General features: G+C 35.0%; 18 protein-coding genes. 11 read left to right on the top strand and 7 right to left on the bottom strand.

The features are described 5' to 3' along the window. The first annotated feature begins 827 nt into the window (after positions 1–827). Positions 828–1,748, top strand: a complete 921-nt coding sequence (locus tag LJC66_RS19045) for a CPBP family intramembrane glutamic endopeptidase (protein WP_230933306.1) — start codon at positions 828–830, stop codon at positions 1,746–1,748. Between the two features lie 43 nt (positions 1,749–1,791). After that, the gene (locus LJC66_RS19040) at positions 1,792–1,938 is read left to right on the top strand and encodes a hypothetical protein (protein ID WP_230933305.1); all 147 of its coding nucleotides are present in this window, start codon (positions 1,792–1,794) and stop codon (positions 1,936–1,938) included. Positions 1,939–1,991: 53 nt separating this feature from the next. Here the strand turns inward: LJC66_RS19040 and LJC66_RS19035 are convergent, their stop codons facing one another. Then, positions 1,992–2,705, bottom strand: coding sequence for a hypothetical protein (locus LJC66_RS19035; RefSeq protein ID WP_025749947.1), 714 nt, complete (start codon positions 2,703–2,705; stop codon positions 1,992–1,994). A gap of 608 nt (positions 2,706–3,313) precedes the next feature. On the opposite strand from LJC66_RS19035, the gene LJC66_RS19030 reads away from it, so the two are divergent. Both LJC66_RS19030 and LJC66_RS19025 read left to right on the top strand, forming a co-directional pair. Next, complete coding sequence (locus LJC66_RS19030) at positions 3,314–3,697, top strand: hypothetical protein (RefSeq protein ID WP_230933304.1); 384 nt, start codon at positions 3,314–3,316, stop codon at positions 3,695–3,697. Between the two features lie 196 nt (positions 3,698–3,893). Next, on the top strand, positions 3,894–4,061 hold the full coding sequence (locus LJC66_RS19025; protein WP_153252171.1) for a hypothetical protein: 168 nt from the start codon (positions 3,894–3,896) through the stop codon (positions 4,059–4,061). 399 nt (positions 4,062–4,460) lie between these two features. Here LJC66_RS19025 and LJC66_RS19020 read toward each other — a convergent pair whose 3' ends face one another. Beyond that, positions 4,461–4,652, bottom strand: a complete 192-nt coding sequence (locus LJC66_RS19020; RefSeq protein ID WP_050690279.1) for a hypothetical protein — start codon at positions 4,650–4,652, stop codon at positions 4,461–4,463. Between the two features lie 481 nt (positions 4,653–5,133). On the opposite strand from LJC66_RS19020, the gene LJC66_RS19015 reads away from it, so the two are divergent. Then, complete coding sequence (locus LJC66_RS19015) at positions 5,134–6,024, top strand: LysR family transcriptional regulator (protein ID WP_230933303.1); 891 nt, start codon at positions 5,134–5,136, stop codon at positions 6,022–6,024. 349 nt (positions 6,025–6,373) lie between these two features. Continuing rightward, a complete protein-coding gene (locus LJC66_RS19010; RefSeq protein ID WP_230933302.1) occupies positions 6,374–7,576 on the top strand; it encodes an iron-containing alcohol dehydrogenase in 1,203 nt (400 codons plus the stop codon). Between the two features lie 80 nt (positions 7,577–7,656). Here the strand turns inward: LJC66_RS19010 and LJC66_RS19005 are convergent, their stop codons facing one another. Both LJC66_RS19005 and LJC66_RS19000 read right to left on the bottom strand, forming a co-directional pair. Beyond that, on the bottom strand, positions 7,657–7,986 hold the full coding sequence (locus tag LJC66_RS19005; RefSeq protein ID WP_230933301.1) for a hypothetical protein: 330 nt from the start codon (positions 7,984–7,986) through the stop codon (positions 7,657–7,659). 266 nt (positions 7,987–8,252) lie between these two features. After that, the gene (locus LJC66_RS19000) at positions 8,253–8,684 is read right to left on the bottom strand and encodes a hypothetical protein (RefSeq protein ID WP_230933300.1); all 432 of its coding nucleotides are present in this window, start codon (positions 8,682–8,684) and stop codon (positions 8,253–8,255) included. Positions 8,685–9,676: 992 nt separating this feature from the next. Between LJC66_RS19000 and LJC66_RS18995 the strand changes: the two genes are divergently transcribed. From LJC66_RS18995 to LJC66_RS18985, 3 genes are all read left to right on the top strand, one after another. Further along, positions 9,677–9,874, top strand: coding sequence for a ChaB family protein (locus LJC66_RS18995; RefSeq protein WP_028409873.1), 198 nt, complete (start codon positions 9,677–9,679; stop codon positions 9,872–9,874). 438 nt (positions 9,875–10,312) lie between these two features. Further along, positions 10,313–10,945: a TetR/AcrR family transcriptional regulator gene (locus tag LJC66_RS18990; protein WP_230933299.1), complete on the top strand. Its 633-nt coding sequence runs from the start codon at positions 10,313–10,315 to the stop codon at positions 10,943–10,945. Positions 10,946–11,025: 80 nt separating this feature from the next. Then, a complete protein-coding gene (locus LJC66_RS18985; protein WP_230933298.1) occupies positions 11,026–12,747 on the top strand; it encodes an MFS transporter in 1,722 nt (573 codons plus the stop codon). A gap of 354 nt (positions 12,748–13,101) precedes the next feature. Here the strand turns inward: LJC66_RS18985 and LJC66_RS18980 are convergent, their stop codons facing one another. Beyond that, complete coding sequence (locus LJC66_RS18980; RefSeq protein ID WP_230933297.1) at positions 13,102–13,296, bottom strand: hypothetical protein; 195 nt, start codon at positions 13,294–13,296, stop codon at positions 13,102–13,104. A 563-nt stretch (positions 13,297–13,859) separates the two neighbouring features. On the opposite strand from LJC66_RS18980, the gene LJC66_RS18975 reads away from it, so the two are divergent. Continuing rightward, a complete protein-coding gene (locus LJC66_RS18975) occupies positions 13,860–15,305 on the top strand; it encodes a DHA2 family efflux MFS transporter permease subunit (protein WP_230933296.1) in 1,446 nt (481 codons plus the stop codon). Positions 15,306–15,402: 97 nt separating this feature from the next. Continuing rightward, complete coding sequence (locus LJC66_RS18970) at positions 15,403–15,870, top strand: hypothetical protein (protein ID WP_230933295.1); 468 nt, start codon at positions 15,403–15,405, stop codon at positions 15,868–15,870. A 382-nt stretch (positions 15,871–16,252) separates the two neighbouring features. Here the strand turns inward: LJC66_RS18970 and LJC66_RS18965 are convergent, their stop codons facing one another. Both LJC66_RS18965 and LJC66_RS18960 read right to left on the bottom strand, forming a co-directional pair. Beyond that, positions 16,253–17,401: a lysozyme inhibitor LprI family protein gene (locus tag LJC66_RS18965; protein ID WP_230933294.1), complete on the bottom strand. Its 1,149-nt coding sequence runs from the start codon at positions 17,399–17,401 to the stop codon at positions 16,253–16,255. 143 nt (positions 17,402–17,544) lie between these two features. Continuing rightward, on the bottom strand, positions 17,545–18,525 hold the full coding sequence (locus LJC66_RS18960; RefSeq protein WP_230933293.1) for a cell envelope integrity TolA family protein: 981 nt from the start codon (positions 18,523–18,525) through the stop codon (positions 17,545–17,547). Positions 18,526–18,783 lie beyond the last annotated feature (258 nt).

Raw genomic sequence — 18,783 nt, 5'->3', positions numbered from 1 at the left:
TCATGTTAAATCAGGAGACGTAGTTTATAGCTTATTACTTCATAAATCTCAACACTACATGAGATGAAAGAGGTTATAAAAACTCTTAAATAAAAGAAACAAACTCCTAATGGTAGGGAGTTTGCTTCTTTTTGTTTTTTAAATACTCCTGTTTAATAACAAACGTCTTTTCCAACATGTTTTCGATTTATTTACACGCATCATAGTAATCTAGCAATTTTATTTGCTTTACTAAACACTTCATATTGATTATCCTCTTTTTCTTAGTTATAATGTAATTGTTACATTTGTAATAATAATGTAATATATTTGTAACTTATATACATTTTTGCGATGTTAGATAGAATGGTAGCTAATTTTAAAAAATGAAAAGCTGTTTATGGATAAGACCTTAGCGGTTGTGGTAGCAGCCGTGAGGTGAAAACTTTAGATAAAAAGGTGAGGACGATGTTGAAAAAAATATTTATTTTAGTTGTTCTAGGATATATATTCTTGAGTAGCAAGTATTTTCTTCAAAATTATGTGTATGCGGGCACGTATGATCAGGATATAAAGGTTAACGATGACTTGGTGTCGAGTCTTCTTGTAGAAAAAGCTGTTTTTTAACGGCTTTTAAGACGCTAAATTTTATATAAAGAGGTAATGGGTAGAGTTGTAATGTCTTAATATTGTCAGTCTCTTTCCTTATCTTCAAAGGTAAAAAGCAGGCGGTAGTTAAAATGTTTGCAGGACTTCGGGTCCTAATAGATTTTTACATTGCCTAGACAATAACGAAGTAGAGAAGAAAGATGTAATTGAGAAGAGAAGGCTGAGGGAGTAAGAATAAAATGAAAAACTATTTAAATGTGGAAGAAGGAAAAAATAGCTGGAAGCGTTATGTAAGTACAACAATCCTTGCTTCTGTATTTATGCTGTTAGGATCAGTTAGTTATATTATTGCTGAAATGATAATGGTTGCAGCTGATGAAAGTGGAAAATCATATTTTGATTTTGATAGCGGAGTAGCTGTAGGAATCAACGCTAATCTTGATTTTCTGTTGTCTCATATTATGTACATATGCTGGGTTTTTGGTTTATGGATCGGGGTTCGTTTTATTCACAAACGAAGAATGAAATCATTAATCACTGCTAACAAACGTGTGAATTGGAAAAAAGTAATATGGGCTTTTGGAGCTTTTAGCCTGTTACTAATCGTTTCACAATTAATTGATGTCGTGTTTAACCACTCGGATTATTCATGGAATCATGTAAGTTTAAAAGAGTATGCCCTGTTAGTACTGATCACGCTTTTATTAGTACCTATTCAAACAACAACAGAGGAGCTGTTTTTTAGAGGGTTTCTTCTTCAATGGGTGAGTAAGAAAGTGAAGCGTCCTATTTTACTTGCTATTATTGTCGGACTAATGTTTTCAATAGGTCATTTTGCTAATCCTGAAATGAATAAATCGATTATATTGGTGGGACTAGATTATATTGTAGCTGGTTTTGCTCTTACATATATCGCGATTAAAACAAAAAGCTTAGAAATTACCATTGGCGCACACGCAGCCAATAACATGTTTCTCGCTCTATTCCTTACAACAGACGACTCTGTTTTCGGATCTATACCGAGTTTGTTTAAGGTAGCTAACACTGAGCCAGGAGCTAATCTTATTTGGTCGATTGTTATGTTTAGTGTTTTCTATATCTTATGTAGAGGGAAGATAAAAAAGGAAGAAGCAGCTGACAAAGATCAGCTTATTGCTTAAATTAGCAGAACCAATAACTAAACAGGATAGGAGATGTAACAGAGTGAGTGGAAATCACAATGAAAATAAACCATTGACTCGTGCAGAAATGAAGCGAGGCCACTTAGCTACTCAACATCGCATTTTGAATGTACTTATCGTTCTTGCATCGATTGCTGCAGTATATCTAGTAATAAAAACCATACTTTAAAAGAGCAGCATTAAATGCTGCTCTTTTTATTTTGTGAAAACACGCGCACGCAACTACCAATTGAAAAAAGCTTTTAACGAAATCATTGTAGCCGCGTAGATAAGAGATGAGATTAAAAAGGTAGGCAAATGCGCATGTTTTTCAAAAGGGAGCTCTTTACTGATCACGTTAAATAACATTGCACCTGAACTAAAAGCAATCATCGACTCAATAAGCAGTCCTGATGAGGGTCCGAAAACGCCCAGAATGGACCCAAGAAAAGTTGCTCCGGCCAGCATATAGCGGCCTCTAGTTTTGTGTAGGCGCGGATGTTTTTTTCCTAGATGGTAAGACCACCCGATAAAATGAAGGCTGATAGCCAGTCCGTAAAATACTGATTCAACTCGCTTAACATCGGTTGAAAATACGACATAAGAAATGATAAAAGAATAAACCATAAAAAAACTAGCCTGTACCATGTACACGGTCAGTTCCGTTAGGTGTGTGGCTGCTTTTGTCTGAGCAAATGAATACACAGAAAAATAGACGAGTAAGCCGAGAAGACCAAGAAAATATAGTTCAGTATCAAGGGCTAGCGAACCTCCAAACTCTTCTTGTTTCTTATGAAGCGTCGGTAGGATATAAATAAATACATAGGCAATAGCTACACCGCCTGATAATGAGAGCAGCTTTTGCTCCCCGATTGGAGAACGTTCGACAATCGTTAATGCGTATAGTTGAATGAGGATAAAAACAATACCTATTATGATTGATTCAATTGTAACCATGATGGTCTCCTTTTAAGGTTCACTTTTAGGGTTTAATTCCCTTTAATAGAAGAAGAGAAACCATGATTTAGATGGAAACATTGCTCAATTATAGATAGATGTTCGTAAACGTCATGCTTTTAAGAATGGTGTTCGTTTATAGTATATACATATTTTACTTACTTATTATTAGCTAGAGAAAGGGTATTTATTATAAAGAAAAGCTGTTGAGTTCGTGGGTGAAGGCATATCCATTCTGTATTTTGGTATAGCTAGAACTTTTAAATGGCGGCCCTGAAGGATTCCTTTAAGAGAACACTTTCCTATTCCTTTTATTTATTATGTTAACTAAGAAACAACATTATAATATAAAATATAGAAAAAATGTTATTATATAGATATTGTTTTAAAAACAAAATGATGTATGGGGGATATCAGCTAATATGTTTTTTGTCATTATAGGATTTATAGCCGTCTTTATCACTTTATGTTCGTTAGAAGCTAAGCTAAGAACGATAGTGAAACAAAATGATAGATTAATTAAATTACTTGAAAAAAAGAACAGATAATAACAAAAAATCACCTAATAGGATAGTTGGGTGCTTTTTTACCGTGTAGGAGGATTTAAATTGAAAAGGAATTTTTTATTTTTAGGACTTATATCTATTTTTTTATTAGTATTGGGTAGCTGTGGTAGCAAAGAAGAAAGTGTGCGTTTCGAAGGTGAAGGAGATCAGTGGAAAGCTTTATATCTTTTAAATAAAGGAGAGAATACTGAAAACGGACAAGGCAGTATTATCTATAAAGGAAAAGACAAAGAGAAAGTAGGAAAAGTTTCTTATGTCGTGGAAGGGGAAACAAGCAAATTATCAGGTACGGATGACGAGACAGGTGGGAAAATTAATTTAAATGGGAGCTGCAGCGGATGTGCGACTCAAAGCAGCAGCGCTCCTTTTCATGTGACAGTAAAATGGAATGGGAAAGAAGATAAATTTGATTTAACATCTAAGTAGAGCGATAAAACGTTGTATGTATATGAAACTACAAATCTGACCACATTAATAATGTATTTTTCCTATTCTATAAAGTTAAAAATCCTTTGCCTACATCAGGGAAGGATTTTTTAAAAAAAATCTTGTATTTATTGGTTGTTTATCTAAATAAAGGGGAATCACATACAGTAAGAGCATACAAAGGGGATAAATAGTAGTGACAAATTATAGGTACTATACGGGATCCCTGTTCGTCAGGGAATTAGAACGTTTAAAAGAAGAATATATTCAACTTGATCTCGACGATGTGAAAAGAATGGTTGAAGAAGATATTTTACTGCTAGAAAAAGCGGTGAATATGTTGTCTACGAATACAGTTTATTAAATGAAGCAACTTACTTAAGATGCAATAAAGCATTATCTAACGACTACTGTTCATTCAATTTTAAAAAAAGCTACCTCTTTTGACTGGGAAGAGGTGGTCGTTTTCAATTTCCAGACTGGATAGGGCATACTAAATAAAAAAACGTTTGAAAGCATTTTATAATATTTTCTAGTTTCTAAGAAATATTGCCCAAACAAAAAAGGACATTTCTTCTATGCCCTGTTCCCTCGTATCAGCCCCGCCTACGCTAAATACTATGACAGCCACTCATGCCATCCAACCTATACTTAGTATAAACGAAAACGTTTACAAAGTAAAGATAATGATGAAATATTCTGTCTATTTTTTTATATGAAACTTATCTATTTCGAATAATATCAAATATGATAGGTGACGTTTTTAATGTCTAGAGATTAACTCACTCATTAATCTGTTTAAAGCAATGTGTAATATATCATGTTCTGTATACTCTTGTTCAAAGGCTAGACTTCTTTTTTCTTTTTTCTTCAACAACTTTTTAATTTCATCACATAAATAAATCTGAGAATCCAAAAGCTTTATTTCTTTTCTATCCTCTATTTGTTTAGACATGAAATCAACTCCTTTATGACTCTTTAAGAAACTATTCTATCTTAAAAAGTAAAAATCCTTCTTCTATTACATCGGAATAACATAATAGGGTTTATCAGAAGGAACAACCTTAGATTAGAGAAAAATGGATCCTGTTTTTTTGTTTTTGAGAAACAATGTGTCAACAATGCTACAAGATGTTTTATTTTTTGGCTGAAAAAAGGTAGGTCTTTTCTGTTTTGACTCTGTATATCGTGTTCAATCTTAGTTACTATAATCATTTTTAAAGGAACCAATCAAGTAGAAGAATTCTTGGATCAGTTCTGTTTGCTGTCCAAGGTTCTTTTTCCGGAATAAGCAGCTTTGCATCATACATTCTTGATATGCAAACGTTCCTCTGAGAAGCGAGTAGTGAAAGACATTACGCTTACAAGCAGCACGAGTGAAATGATATATTTAGAATAATAATATTATTGGTGAAAATGATTTAGGAGAGAAAACTATGGAACTCAAACAGTTAAAAATTTTTCAAATTGCTGCCAGAGAACTAAACTTTACTCGAACAGCTGAAATCCTTCACTATGCTCAATCAAGTGTAACAGCTCAGATTAAATCTCTTGAGGAAGAACTTGCTGTCCGACTTTTTGACCGGTTAGGGAAACGGGTTATCTTAACTGACGCTGGAAAGCGCTTCAAGCTATATACGGACAAAGTGCTTGATTTAACCGAAGAGGCAAGGGAGACTGTAGGTGGGAATGAAGAGCCTAGCGGGACGTTAACAATATGTGCTTCAGAAACCCAATGCACCTATCGCTTACCAGCTTTGCTGAAACTATTTCAAGCTCGTTTTCCTAAAGTAAAACTGATTTTCCGACCTGGAATTTCTGAAAATGATTTTGAGGATTTACTTGCTCAAGGTCTCATAGATGCTGTTTTAATGTCTATGACTCGCATTAACTCGGACAAGCTGATTGCCGAGCAGCTTGTCTCGGAACCTATTGTTATAGTAAGTCCGCCGAATCATCCTTTAGCTGATAAATCTGAAGTAAGACCTGCGGACCTAGACGGTCAGTCGCTGCTTTTTACTGAGAAATGTGATTATCGGAATATATTTGAAGCATCACTTGTTGATGCAGCCGTTCAACCGTTATGTGATCTTGAACTTGGTGATGTAGAAGCCATCAAAAAATGTGTAATAGCTGGAATTGGAATAGCAGCATTACCTAAGCTAGCAGTGGAGAAGGAAATAGAGGAAGGGAGCATGAGTGTATTAAGATGGAAAGGTCCAGAGTTTCCAATTGTAACTCAGCTGGTCTGGCATAAAGACAAATGGGTGTCTCCAGCTTTGAGTGCTTTTTTAGATGTAACTAGAGAAGTAATACTGGATCATTAAGGGGATTAGTATTTGAATCTATTTTTATTGAACACCAAGATTGGTTTGCATAAATAAATTGATTACATAGTATAGAGATTACTAATCGTTTTTTTAGATAGTAACCATCTGAATATTCATCTGTCCTGATTGAGAATAGACTTGTATTATATATGATAAGAAGTTTGTTGGATATACATATAGTTTATTTATGTTCTCTACTACCTTGCTATTCTGTATGTGTATTGCCTAAACTATCATCAGTATAAGTTATCTGCAGCCTAACAGTTGAATCTGCTAATGGTAGAGAAGGTTAGGTTAAAATTTAATTAAGAGATGTATTAGAATTTAGACAATAGGAGGGGTATAAATGAAATCCTATAACTATTTTTGTTCTACTCAAATTGAGGTAGGAACGGGAAAAGCTAAAGAATTGCCAGAAATGCTAAAATCCCTAAATATTGGTTCATCCATTTTAATTGTGAGTGATCCAGGTGTGGTTCATGCAGGACTAGTTTCACCAATTACAACGGCCCTGGAGGCTTCTGGTTACCGAGTATTGTTATTCGACTCCATTGAACAAAATCCTCGAGATACAAATTGTTTGGAAGGTGCAAAATTATTTTGTGACTTTGGTGCAGATGCAGTTGTTGCCATTGGTGGCGGAAGTGCAATGGATACAGGAAAAGCTATTGCGCTGTGCGGCCCAAACGGCGGGAAACCATCTGACTATGCAGACGGCCGACTTCTGTATTCAAACATCGCGCCAGTTATTTGTATTCCAACTACTTCAGGCACAGGATCAGAGGTAACTCGTTCTGCCGTAATTACGGAAGCATCTACACATCGGAAAATGACACTCAAACATGCTTCATTAAGACCTGTCTTGGCGATTCTTGATCCTGAACTAACATTAAGTCTTCCGCCGTCAGTTACTGCTGCTACTGGCATTGATGCACTCGTTCATGCGATTGAAGGTTATACGTGTAAAGTAACAAATCCTATTTCACAAGCGCTCGGGGCTCAAGCAATGAGAACCATTGTTTCGGCATTGCCTATCGTTTTCCGCGACGGCAAAAATGAAGCGGCTCGTCAAGACATGCTGGAAGGAAGTCTCTTAGCAGGCCTTTGTTTTGGATCTGCAGATGTTGCCTCAGTACACTGCTTAGCAGAAGCGCTTGGAGGACTTTATGATACCCCGCATGGAGTTGCCAACGCAGTGTTTTTACCATATGTATTAAAGTTCAATTCTATGGAGAATAAGCACTTACATGCGACATTAGCAAGGTATATGAACTTTGCCAAGGATTCAGATTCAGATGAAATAGCTGTTGAAAAATTAATTCAAGGGATTATAGAGCTAACCGAATTATTAAATATTCCTAAATTAAAAGATTTAGAGGGTGTAAAGAAAGAAGACTTTCCGAGCATTGTAAGGTTGGCCATGCAAAACAACTCAACATCAAGTAACGTCCGTTTAATTACGGAGACTGATTATATGCAAATTCTTGAACAAGCTTACTTTAACTCTGTAGATCGAAATTGGGATTCTGGAGTAGAGAGCTTGAATTAAAGAATGAAACTTAAAAACTAGCCCCTAATTGTCAGGCTATGCCTAACGATTGGGGACTAGTTTTTAAGTAGTATCTTTTTTCAATAGGAAGATACATAATACCAGTTCTTATGTACTTTCTCTATTTGTTTAAAATCTCCGTCAAAATCGCTTTTTGAAGGTTTATGATCATTTGGGTCATAGACGAATCCTGAAAAATTGTCTAGCATCCCGCGGTACGTAAAGAAAAGAATTGATGTTTCTTTTCCTTTGGTTTCTAATACAATTTCTCCTCCACCTTTAGACAATTGAGTATACTCTTTAGGTAATTGAATAAGTGATGGACTATCAGACAAGTTAGGTTTAATCACGTCATTTTCTATTTTAGCAGCAATCTCTTCTCTCTTACCTTGGTGGACTTTGAAGTTCAAATCCAAGTTTACTTGATCAAAGGGAAAGAAGAACCATAATCCGATAGTAATGAGCTGAATAACAAACGGCTCCCACTTTCTACTATCATATCAACGAGATCCCACTGGAACAACGATACCAGAATAACTAACAAACTACTAAATAACGATAAAAGCAACAATTGACTACGTTTCACACATTTTCCTCTTTCTAAAATCATTCTTTTTATATTAAAAGCCTTATGTATCATAATGTGAATTTTGTGAGAGGCAAAAGCCAATCTTAATTAAACTTTCTTTCTGTTAAAAATCTTGTTCATGAGTAGCAAAATATGATAAAAAGTATTAGCTGCAAGAATACCTAAAGCAAAAAAATAAAATAATAATTGGTAATCTACCTGAATTCCTTCAAACAGAAAGTAAAATGCTAAAGCAGGAACTAATCCTGCTAACGAGTACATTAATAGTTTAGAAAAGTACATTTTTCTTGTCTGCATGTTACGTGCTACCATATCAATTAGATAGGAACAGATAATTCCAACAACTATATAAACGGGCAAAGTATACATGAACGTAAATACGAATGTATCTGTAAAGCTAAAGTAATAAACATTAGGTTCTTTTTCACTTTCAGGTGTTAAGCTAATGATTCCGTAGACAGTACTAAAAATAGCGGTAGATAAAATGGATATAACAACTAATTTTATAAAACGACTCAAGATAGTTCTCCTTTAATTCTATACTCATTTCAGCAGTTTATCTTTCCTAGTCTTCTTGTTTACTTCAATTGAATTTCAGCAGAGATAAATCGCTAGTGCTAAATAAATCTGTGGGCTATCTTGACCCACCCCAAGTAAGAGATTCCTAAAATAAAAGCCCAAAGAAATGCTACACGAATAGTTCTAGGTATAGAAATCCACAGCTTTAGCATGTTCCAAAGTAAGTGATCTTTATTCAATTTTTTCATTCTCTTCACCTCAATTATGTGATAGCTTTGATTCTTTATATGTTGATATTATTAGTGTAAAAAAGACCTCCTAACAAAAGAAGGTCTTTTTATTTAACTAAAGAAATGAAAATAATGCTAGTCTGAAATAGACAGAATGGCTCGCGGAACAGTGTAAAAACAATCATTTTAGTATGTTCCTTGTTCTTAATTCTCTTTTTTTATGTGTACACTGTTCAATACATTTTTGTTTTAAGAAACTTTTTAGCTTGTTTTCTTTTTTATTTAGTTCCTGTATCACTATGAATATACTTGTAGCAACTGAGAAGATTAGTCCTTCAAATATAACGATTAATCCCTTTACATATACATCTATAAGGTCAAATCCACTTATCTTATGAGAAGCGTAAAAAATTAAAAACAAACCAAATAATAAAGTAATTAAAGAAATTAAAAGAGACATTATGCTTTTTTTAAGAACGATATTTACAAAAAATATGAAAGCGGAAATTATGCCGATACCTAATCAATTGGTAAGAATAAAAGACATACACATTCCTTTAATCTGATTCCTTTTTATACCATTTTACCATAATTATATAGAAGAAACTCATCAAAAAGAAGCCCTTCCTATAGTTAGCGAGAGCTTTCAAAATGAATATGATTAGCCTAAAAGTTATTCATTCTCATTATTTATTAAATGTTTATACTCATTAAGAACAGGTAAATCAGTAGTAAACGATGTTTTCAAGGAGGAATACGATTATGCCCTACAATTCATTAAAAGAATTGCCTGATGGAGTAAAAGATAACCTTCCTCATCATGCTCAGGAAATTTATAAAGAAGCATTTAATTCAGCTAGTGACGAATACAAAGAAGAAGCTACGGCTCATAAAGTCGCTTGGAATGCAGTGAAAACAAAGTACAAAAAAGATGATGATGACAACTGGGTGAAAAAGTAGCGAGAAAAGAGCTTAAGAGTAGTTTAGTGGAATGGAGATCCGAATGATAAAATGTTCGGATCTTTTTATTGTGATTGTGAACGTAGGTTTCGTGTATGCAGGTGCTTCTAGCTGGTGCATACTCAATTAAGTGACTGATTTCACCATTACCATTTCTTTTGAACGTTTCTACAAAAGATTTTGTTCCTGCGCTCACGCCATCCATATCTAACAACCAAATGATTCGTTCTTAATCAGTTTTTGATATTGACAGACTGGTTATATTTTGTGAGACTTAATATACATGATGTTCATTAGTTTACATCATGTGCAGAATGTGTGTTGAGCATACATGGTAGTTTAAATAGTTAATTACTAGAAAAGGCCTAAATGGCTGCACCTATACAAGTCCCAATCATATGTCTAATACTTAATAAAAGTTATACAAGGAGACGAATGATGTTTAAAAAAGCAAAAGTAGATCCCAGGATAAAAAGAACAAATAAATACTTAAGAGACGCTTTAGTCGAACTTCTTAAAGAGAAAGACGTTACATCCATTACGATTCAAGAAATTACGGAAAAAGCGGAATTAACGCGGGGAACATTTTATTTGCATTACCAAGATAAGCAAGACTTTCTCATGCAGAGTATGAATGAAGTTCTAGAAGAGCTAATAGAGAAAGTAAAACCAAAACAAAATAATGAGGATTCCTCAGAAGTAGAAGAAAACGATGAATCCGTTTCTTTCTTAAAGCTTTTTGAATTCATCTATGACCATGCCGATTATTTTAAAGTTATGCTAAGTGATCGAGGATTACCTCAATTCAGAAGTCATATGACGGAAATTGTAAAGAGAAGAGTGTACGGAGAGCTAATCTCTTCGATTGGAGAAGCAGAGGATGGACTTGATATCCCTAAAGATATCCTGATTAGCTATATCACATCAGCTCATATAGGTGTGATTTGTTCTTGGTTAGAAAGTGATATGAAGTTTAGCCCTGCATTTATGGCTGATAAATTAACCAGGCTAACACTTTTAGGGCCAATTCGAGTGGCAGGCTTAGAAAATAAAATAAAGCTTCCTTACTGAAGCTTTATTTTTTAGTTTGTTCAAATAAAGATATTATTTTTAGTTTTTTACAATCATGAAAGGCAGAAAGGAATTGTAGTATGAAAATAGAAAAACACTGGGGGATTTCCTTACTGGCAGTTTTAGCTATTGGTCCTGGTTTAATGTTAAACACGTCATTAAATTCTATACGTGAAATTCTCCAACAAACGTTTAACAATCAATCTTATATTTCGATAACACCGGTTTTAATAGGGGTTATAAGCTTTGCATTTTTTATTCCGTTTGGACCTATCCTTCGACACAGAATAGGGGAGAGAAGGACTTATGTTCTTTCGATGTGTTTGTTTCTTATCGGAGCTATCGTAAGTATTGTGTCTAACAGCTTCTTAGGAATGGACATTGGTCGTTTTTTACAAGGAACAGGAACGGGTTTAGCACTTATGATGATGATTCCAATGCTGGTTCTTTCTTTTCCAATTCAGAAACGGAACTTGGCATTACTGATTCTTATTGGCGGATTTTATGGATCTAGCGTTGTGGGTATTTTTCTCGGAATGCTAGTGAACAGCTACGGACACTGGAGATGGTTATTTTATATAGCGGCCGTACTTTCCTTACTGGGAATAGGTTTTAGCTACAAATTTTTAACAAATGATCACGCCAAGCAACAGCACAAACATCATGAACCATTTGACATCATCGGTGTAGCGTTAATGTTTATGGTTACCGTATTTATTACGTTTACATTACTTAACCTTCAAAAATCAGGATGGGCATCTACTTATGTATGGATAGGCATAGTGGGAAGCATCACTTTTTTATGCTTTTTATTCGCAGCAGAATGGCATATTAAAAATCCGTTAATTCCCTTTCGATTAGTGGCTTCTCGAAAACCAGCTCTTGCTATCTTAATTGCTGTTATAGGCAATATTAGTATGAGTTTAACTCTTTTATCTCTACAAGGATTGCTTAAAAGCGGATCCGGTTTTGATAAAGGAGACACTTCACTGATCTATATCGGGCTTTTTGCGGGAATAGCAATTGCGGCCGTATTAAGTGCCGTATTATATGATAAAGTTGGACCGGGAGTATTAGGTATTATAGGAGCGGTCATTATTATGGGAGTGAACATACAGTGGATGTATGTAGACGGTCATGCTTCTGCTTTCCTCTTTGTTAGCAGCTTTGCCGCTTTAATCGCAGGAGTAGGGTTCACAGTTGCTGCAGGTCTTATGGGTGCAGCTTTAGGCGGACCACTACCAAGTTTAGTCCCTCGGATGGTCACGGTTCAATTTATAAGAGTTACAGTATCTGCAGTCATCCCTGTAATCAGCAGCATCGTCTTTGCCAAAGTGTATAAAGATCACCTTGCAACAGTAAGCGCAGAGAGCCAGATGGCTAGTAAAGAAAATTTCGCGCAATCTCTACATGTAAAATCTGAAATCATTACGTATCATACATTTTCTACGTTTTCGTGTGTATTGAGCATTGTGGTATTAATTCTCTCGTTTTTGATGTTCCTAACAGGTAAAGGCCACAAGCTGGCTCATAAGCCTCATGACAAAGAAACACATAAAGAAAAGCAGAGTACCGAAGAGGTTCCCAATAAAAAAGCTGCTCCCGTTTTTGAGCGTTCGCCTAAAGAGACTGTTTCGAATGGAGTCATTGGTGACAGCGAGTATAGAGCAGCGCTAAAAAAATTTGGTCAGTCTAAACCTTCTGCTGATAAAGTGCTGCATATGAGAGATCAAGACTATAGAAAAGCTCTTAAAAGGATGAAGGATATGGGGCAAGAAGTTAAACTGAAGAAATTTCAATAAAGAACAAAAAGAGCAAACTCGCGTGGCAGTGAGTTTGCTTTTTTCATTTCTACGGGTGCGCTTTACAGAATACAAAAATACAGAGGAGAACCTAGATGAATTCCGTCATTTATTAAAAGGGAGACACTGAATTCAATAATTCTGTTCAGAGCTACCCATTACCCACATAAATTTTAACTATAATATTCTTCTGCTTAGAAGAATATCTTTTTAGTTAGATGAATTTAGTATGTGAATTGAAGTTGGAGAAAAAATGTTAGTGACCCGAATAGGAAAAAAGAGACTACCCTATAAGATATTGTATGGATATAAAAGGACATTACTTTTGTAGATAACGTCCTTTTACATAGCTAATTATTCTTTTTCAGCTACCGTAAAGTATTGGACGTTCCTTTTAACAATGACCAACTCATTTGATAAGTCCAATATTTTACTTTTATCTTCAAACCTATACTGGATGTAGTTCTTTGCACGAATAAGTGATTTAGCTTCAACTAAATGACTTATTTCACCGTTAATTAGATGAAATGTTACTTCATACTTTTTCATAAGAAAACACCTCCATAGTATCAATTTTTACTATTACTTCATTTCTGATACTATTTCTTTTGACTGATGATTAAAAAGTTAGTTGTATTCTGTTAGGACAAACGGAACAAAAAGCATATAACAGAAACAAATTTTAATTGTCACAGGGCACCAAGTTAGGTATATAGCTGTTGTTATTTAGTATATTTTAGATGGAAACAGTACTTATAGCTGTGTTACAATATTCCTGTTATATAGAGTGAAATTCATTTTATCGTTCTATTTCGTTTTAACTTACTTATTAAAAATTCCATATTATGAATGGAAATTAGTTTACATAGGAAGGTTTCTAAAGTTGATTTAGAAATGAAATGGAGAGGGATCTGTGGAAAGAAACGAATTTAGAAGACAAAAAGCACTTCGATCAAAAGAGAAGAGAAAGAAAAAGCTTAGTCAACATAATGCCTTAAACCTATCACTAATCTTTATATCAATATGCATTGTTTGTCTGCTAATCAACCTATCATTGAGATAGAAAAATGTTCACCAAAAAGAGTATGTAAAAGAGAGGAAGACAATTTAATATGAGTAATCAACAAACAGTAGCCGAAAGCTCTAACATCAAAGTGCTGCCGATTATTACGTCGTTTCTTATTGCTGGATTTATCGGTTTATTTAGTGAAACAGCTTTAAATATGGCGTTAAAGGAGCTAATTTCTGGCTTTGGCATTCACGAAACAACCGCACAGTGGCTGACAACAGGGTATCTGTTAACGTTAGGAATTTTGGTACCTATTTCAGGTTTTATTCTTCAGCGTTTTACGACCAGACAGCTTTTTATAGCATCTCTAATCTGCTCCATCATTGGAACATTTATTGCCGCTATTGCACCAACTTTTGGGGTACTCATGATTGCCCGTGTCGTGCAAGCCGTTGGAACTGCTTTACTCTTACCGCTTATGTTTAACACGATTCTTGTTATTATCCCGCCGCATAAACGTGGAAAGTCAATGGGGATTATCGGCCTTGTTATTATGTTTGCGCCAGCTGTGGGACCAACCGTATCAGGCTTAATCTTAAAAACATTAACGTGGCACTGGATTTTCTGGATTTCACTTCCGCTGTTATTTGTTGCCTTAGTGTTTGGAGCTTTCTTTATGCAGAACGTTACCACACCAACGAAACCAAAAATCGATATGATTTCTGTTGTTCTTTCAACAATCGGTTTTGGCGGAATCGTGTTTGGATTTAGCAGCGCCGGAGAAGGCGGAGGCTGGGGAAGTCTACAGGTTATTCTAACTCTTGTGATTGGAGCTATTGCGTTAGTTGCATTCTCTATTCGTCAAACGAAGATGAAAGAGCCAATGTTAGACCTTAAAGCCTTTAAGTATCCGATGTTTACAATCGGTCTTCTGTTAATTCTAGTCTGCATGATGGTACTGCTGTCTGCGATGATGATTTTACCTTTATACTTACAAACATCACTAGCTTTATCAACCTTTGCCGCTGGCCTAATGCTTCTTCCTGGAGGAGTGATTAACGGAATTCTTTCACCGGTTATGGGCGGATTATTTGACCGCTTTGGTCCTAAATGGTTAGTTATCCCTGGTCTTGTAATTGTAGCCGGCACCATGTATGGTTTTTCAACCGTAACGCTGGAAACGTCAACAGGGTTTATCGTTGCTCTGCACATTGCGCTTATGATAGCTATTTCGATGATTATGATGCCGGCTCAAACAAACGGATTAAACCAGCTTCCACCTGAGCTGTACCCGCATGGAACAGCAATTATGAACACTTTACAACAGGTTTCTGGCGCAATTGGAACAGCTGTTGGAATTTCCATTCTTTCATCAGGTTCAAGAAGCTTCCTTGAGACGGTATCAGATAAAATGGATCCATTAAACCAAGTTCTTGCCTTTACCAACGGTGTTCAACATGCGTTCATCTTTGCGATCATTGTTTCCATTGTTGGATTGATTATCTCGTTCTTTATCAAGAGAGTTAATGTTGAACAGAAGGCGCATTAATAAAAAACACAGACCATTATAGATGGTCTGTGTTTTTTTTGTAATAGGCGGACACTATAAGAAGAACTAGATAAAATACATTGAGGTGAGTTCACTTATGATATCAAGAAAACACTTAGGATTTAACTTATCCATAATAGCGATTCCGTGGTTATCATTGTTGTTTATAGGAAAACGCAGCATAAAACGTTATTCGTTAGCAGGGGTTTTTATTATTATCTTAGAAATTATTAATCATTTGTATGGGCATCAGAGGAAGTGGTGGAGATTTTATGACAAAAAAGATTCGTTTATAAAAGATGAACTTCCTTTTAGCATTGGACCTTATATGCCACTTTCAATGTGGCTGCTTAAATCTTCGTATGGCAACTTTAAGAAGTTTATATTACTGAATATTATAGTTGATGGAATCTTTGCTTTTTACTTTATTGATGTTCTTAAAAGGTTAAAAATTGTAAGTTTAAACCGATTAAATCATTTTCAATTTTTTATCTATCTTCATTACAAAGCATATTTGTTATATGGAGTGCAGTATTTATTTGAAAAGGTGAAAAAATGGAGTTGATTTAACGACTTATATGGAATCATATACGCCCCTTTTATATGTTTGCAACGAAACATGAGAAAATTATCAATATAAGTTAAATAAGCAGTGCATTTTTATTTAACTAATTCAAATAAACGGAAATTACAAAAAGGCGTTTCTCCAGTTAATTTATAAAATAGAGGAGTGCGTTTAAAAGGGCACCCAAACAGAGATAATAAAATAAAAGAGAGAGAAGGTTATTCCTTCTCTCTCTTTTATTATTGTACTTTAGTTTTTACATATTTGATTGATAGAGCTACATGTACTAATAACTCTTAATGATTGTGCCTAGAAGATCGTGCTTCGTCCGCGGCATGAACAGCATAATAAGATGCTTCATTAGCTGCTCTTTTTGCTCCACTTATTTCATATAATTATTAACTAAATCATAGCAGCGGTCTCTTGTAACTTCCCATAATGTACGTACTTGTTCAGCTTGAGATAAAGTACCGCCACCTTCTTCATCAAAAGTTGCTTGAGCAGCTGCATCTCTAGACTTGATCCATTGACGTTGCTCAGCTTGAAGTTTATTCATTTCCGAAGCGGACAATTGCGTCTTTAAGACACCATAAATTTCATTCAACAAACCATCCCACAGTTGGTAATTCTGTCCGTACTGCTGCTTTCTTTCAAAATCGCTTTCAGAATTGGCACTAACTTCTAACATATCTTTGGTATGGTTCAATTTATATACATATTCTTCTTTTTTACTAGTAGTTGCTGGGCTGTTTGTAGCTGTTTGATTATCTGTAGACTGATTTTGGTTATTCGTTGCCTCGCTCTCTGAAACGGTTGTTATTGGGCCGTTTTTAGCGATATCTGTTAGATATAGACTGTTATTAGTAAAGATTGCAGAGTACATCCAATTATATTTTTTAGTAGTTTTAGCACCACTAGGTTTAATAACAGTTACAGTTTCTTTAGTTGCTATTTTGTATAGTGCTCCTTTTGAAGATTCTCCTGTTTTAGTAAAGCTAATTACAGAAAAGTCTTCCCATCTTTCCTTGATACCTTGTTTGTATAACTTACTTACTAATGATTTCTGTTGATTATAAAGGGAGCCTTTGAGACCATCGCTAACATAGTACTCGAATCTTCCCGTGTTAATTGCTTCTGTTAGTCCATTTATGTAATCACCCATAAAAAGGGCTGCTGTATCACTTGATGGAACAAATGTATTAGTAGGTGCTGGATTGTTACTCCCTGAATTACTTTGATTGCTAGAATCAGTTTGTGAATCATTTTTATGAGTGGCAGTTGCATTATTACTACCTGTCACATTTTGCTTATTATTTGCAGGAGTGCTAGTATTTTCTTCAGTTTTACTTTGAGTCATGTTGTTAGTGCTACTGCTATCTTGCTTAGTCTTAACAGCACTACTATTTTTAGCTTCTTGATTAGTACCTTTTTCTGTTTCTACTGTTTTTGAATCTGCTTTTTCCTCTGATTGGCAGCCGCTAACTAAAAATGTAGTTGCTGCTACTAATGAGATTAAACCTTTTTTGTACATGATTGTTCCTCCAAATTAATATGTATATTGTATCTATGTTTAATAGTATAGGTAGAATTTCGAATCGACTCATCCTACTTCAGCATCTATCAAATTCATAAAATAAAAAGAACAAAAGGGAGACCTTTACTTCCTTTCATTATTTATTGTGCTGAACAAAAACCGTCAGAATCTTCTTCTGCTCCTTCATGAGCTCTATAGCAGTGATCTAAAGTCGGACTTGATCCGTCACCACTTGCAGCTAGTTCTTCTTGGATTTTTTGGGAAGCTTCTGGCGATAACCAGTCACCAATGAAATCCATTACATCATTTGCAGCTTCAACTGATTCCATTTGATCTTGTGTTAATTCTGGTTGCTCAGCTGGTTCTTGAGAATCAGCCTCAGCTTCGTCTTGTTTTTGAGCAGCTGCAGCCTCTTCTTTCGCTCGTGCATCAGCCTCAGCTTTAGCCTGTGCCTGTGCTTCTTCTTCATCCTTTTTATCAGCTTCAGCTTGTGCTTTAGCTTCTTGATCTGCCTGCTCTTGTGCCTCTTCATCAGCTTTAGCTTGTGCTTCTATAACTTCTGCAGCCTTATCATCAGCCTCAGTTTTAGCTTTTTGATCTGCTTCTAGTTGCGTATAGTAATCATCTAACTCTTTTTTCATTTGCTTTTGTTCAAGGTCAGATAGCTGCGCTTGTTGATTTTGAATTTGGCTTTGCAACGTAGCGATTTGATTTGCAGAAGCATTGTCAATTATATTAACGTCTTGAATATAGTTAATGTCATTATCAAAGGTTACCTGCATTATAGAAAAAATATTTTCTTCTTGGTTGATTCCATAATAAATATATTCGTTGTTACCTACTTGGATATATTGATAACCAGCCATCAAATCCATAAGATAATTCCGGTCTGCATTATTAGCATTTGCAGCCTTTTGCAATTTAGTAGATTTAGTATGTAGCGTGCTAGGTGATGCTTCTTTTAAAGTATCTGCTGTACCTTTAGAAGCTTCTTTAGTATGTACTGCTGTTTCTGACTTCGTTTGTTCTTGTCGAGATGCTGGTTCACTATTTTCTTGCCCACAAGCTGTTAACGCTAAAACTAGCAGAGGTACTCCTAAAGCAATTTTTAACATTTTCATAGTTGTATTTCCTCCGTATTTCTCTTTTTTTTACTTTAATATAATTCTTAAGGATCATAAAAAGCCTTTCCTATTATACCAAAAATAACTATTAATGCTCATATTTTCTCAAAAATCCCAAAAAATAATAATTCTTTTCTATATCAAGTGGCTGCCTTTTGCCGTGTCAAAACAAAAAGCTCTTAGATAAACTTGGAACCTGTGTATTCATATCAAAAGGGATAATGTACTATAGTAACGGTAATTCGGAAAAGTGTT

The organism is Priestia sp. TSO9 (assembly GCF_021029645.1).
GTDB lineage: Bacteria > Bacillota > Bacilli > Bacillales > Bacillaceae_H > Priestia > Priestia megaterium_E.
Note: the sequence above shows the minus strand (reverse complement) of the source record. Positions and strands in the feature narration are given on the sequence as shown.

What these genes read in the sequence shown, in the direction of transcription:
- LJC66_RS18960 (WP_230933293.1), bottom strand. Translation starts at nt 18,525, where the DNA reads ATGAAAATGTTAAAAATTGCTTTAGGAGTACCTCTGCTAGTTTTAGCG.
- LJC66_RS18985 (WP_230933298.1), top strand. Translation starts at nt 11,026, where the DNA reads ATGAAAATAGAAAAACACTGGGGGATTTCCTTACTGGCAGTTTTAGCT.
- LJC66_RS18995 (WP_028409873.1), top strand. Translation starts at nt 9,677, where the DNA reads ATGCCCTACAATTCATTAAAAGAATTGCCTGATGGAGTAAAAGATAAC.
- LJC66_RS19045 (WP_230933306.1), top strand. Translation starts at nt 828, where the DNA reads ATGAAAAACTATTTAAATGTGGAAGAAGGAAAAAATAGCTGGAAGCGT.
- LJC66_RS19020 (WP_050690279.1), bottom strand. Translation starts at nt 4,652, where the DNA reads ATGTCTAAACAAATAGAGGATAGAAAAGAAATAAAGCTTTTGGATTCT.
- LJC66_RS19035 (WP_025749947.1), bottom strand. Translation starts at nt 2,705, where the DNA reads ATGGTTACAATTGAATCAATCATAATAGGTATTGTTTTTATCCTCATT.
- LJC66_RS18965 (WP_230933294.1), bottom strand. Translation starts at nt 17,401, where the DNA reads ATGTACAAAAAAGGTTTAATCTCATTAGTAGCAGCAACTACATTTTTA.
- LJC66_RS18970 (WP_230933295.1), top strand. Translation starts at nt 15,403, where the DNA reads ATGATATCAAGAAAACACTTAGGATTTAACTTATCCATAATAGCGATT.
- LJC66_RS19015 (WP_230933303.1), top strand. Translation starts at nt 5,134, where the DNA reads ATGGAACTCAAACAGTTAAAAATTTTTCAAATTGCTGCCAGAGAACTA.
- LJC66_RS18975 (WP_230933296.1), top strand. Translation starts at nt 13,860, where the DNA reads ATGAGTAATCAACAAACAGTAGCCGAAAGCTCTAACATCAAAGTGCTG.
- LJC66_RS19010 (WP_230933302.1), top strand. Translation starts at nt 6,374, where the DNA reads ATGAAATCCTATAACTATTTTTGTTCTACTCAAATTGAGGTAGGAACG.
- LJC66_RS18980 (WP_230933297.1), bottom strand. Translation starts at nt 13,296, where the DNA reads ATGAAAAAGTATGAAGTAACATTTCATCTAATTAACGGTGAAATAAGT.
- LJC66_RS18990 (WP_230933299.1), top strand. Translation starts at nt 10,313, where the DNA reads ATGTTTAAAAAAGCAAAAGTAGATCCCAGGATAAAAAGAACAAATAAA.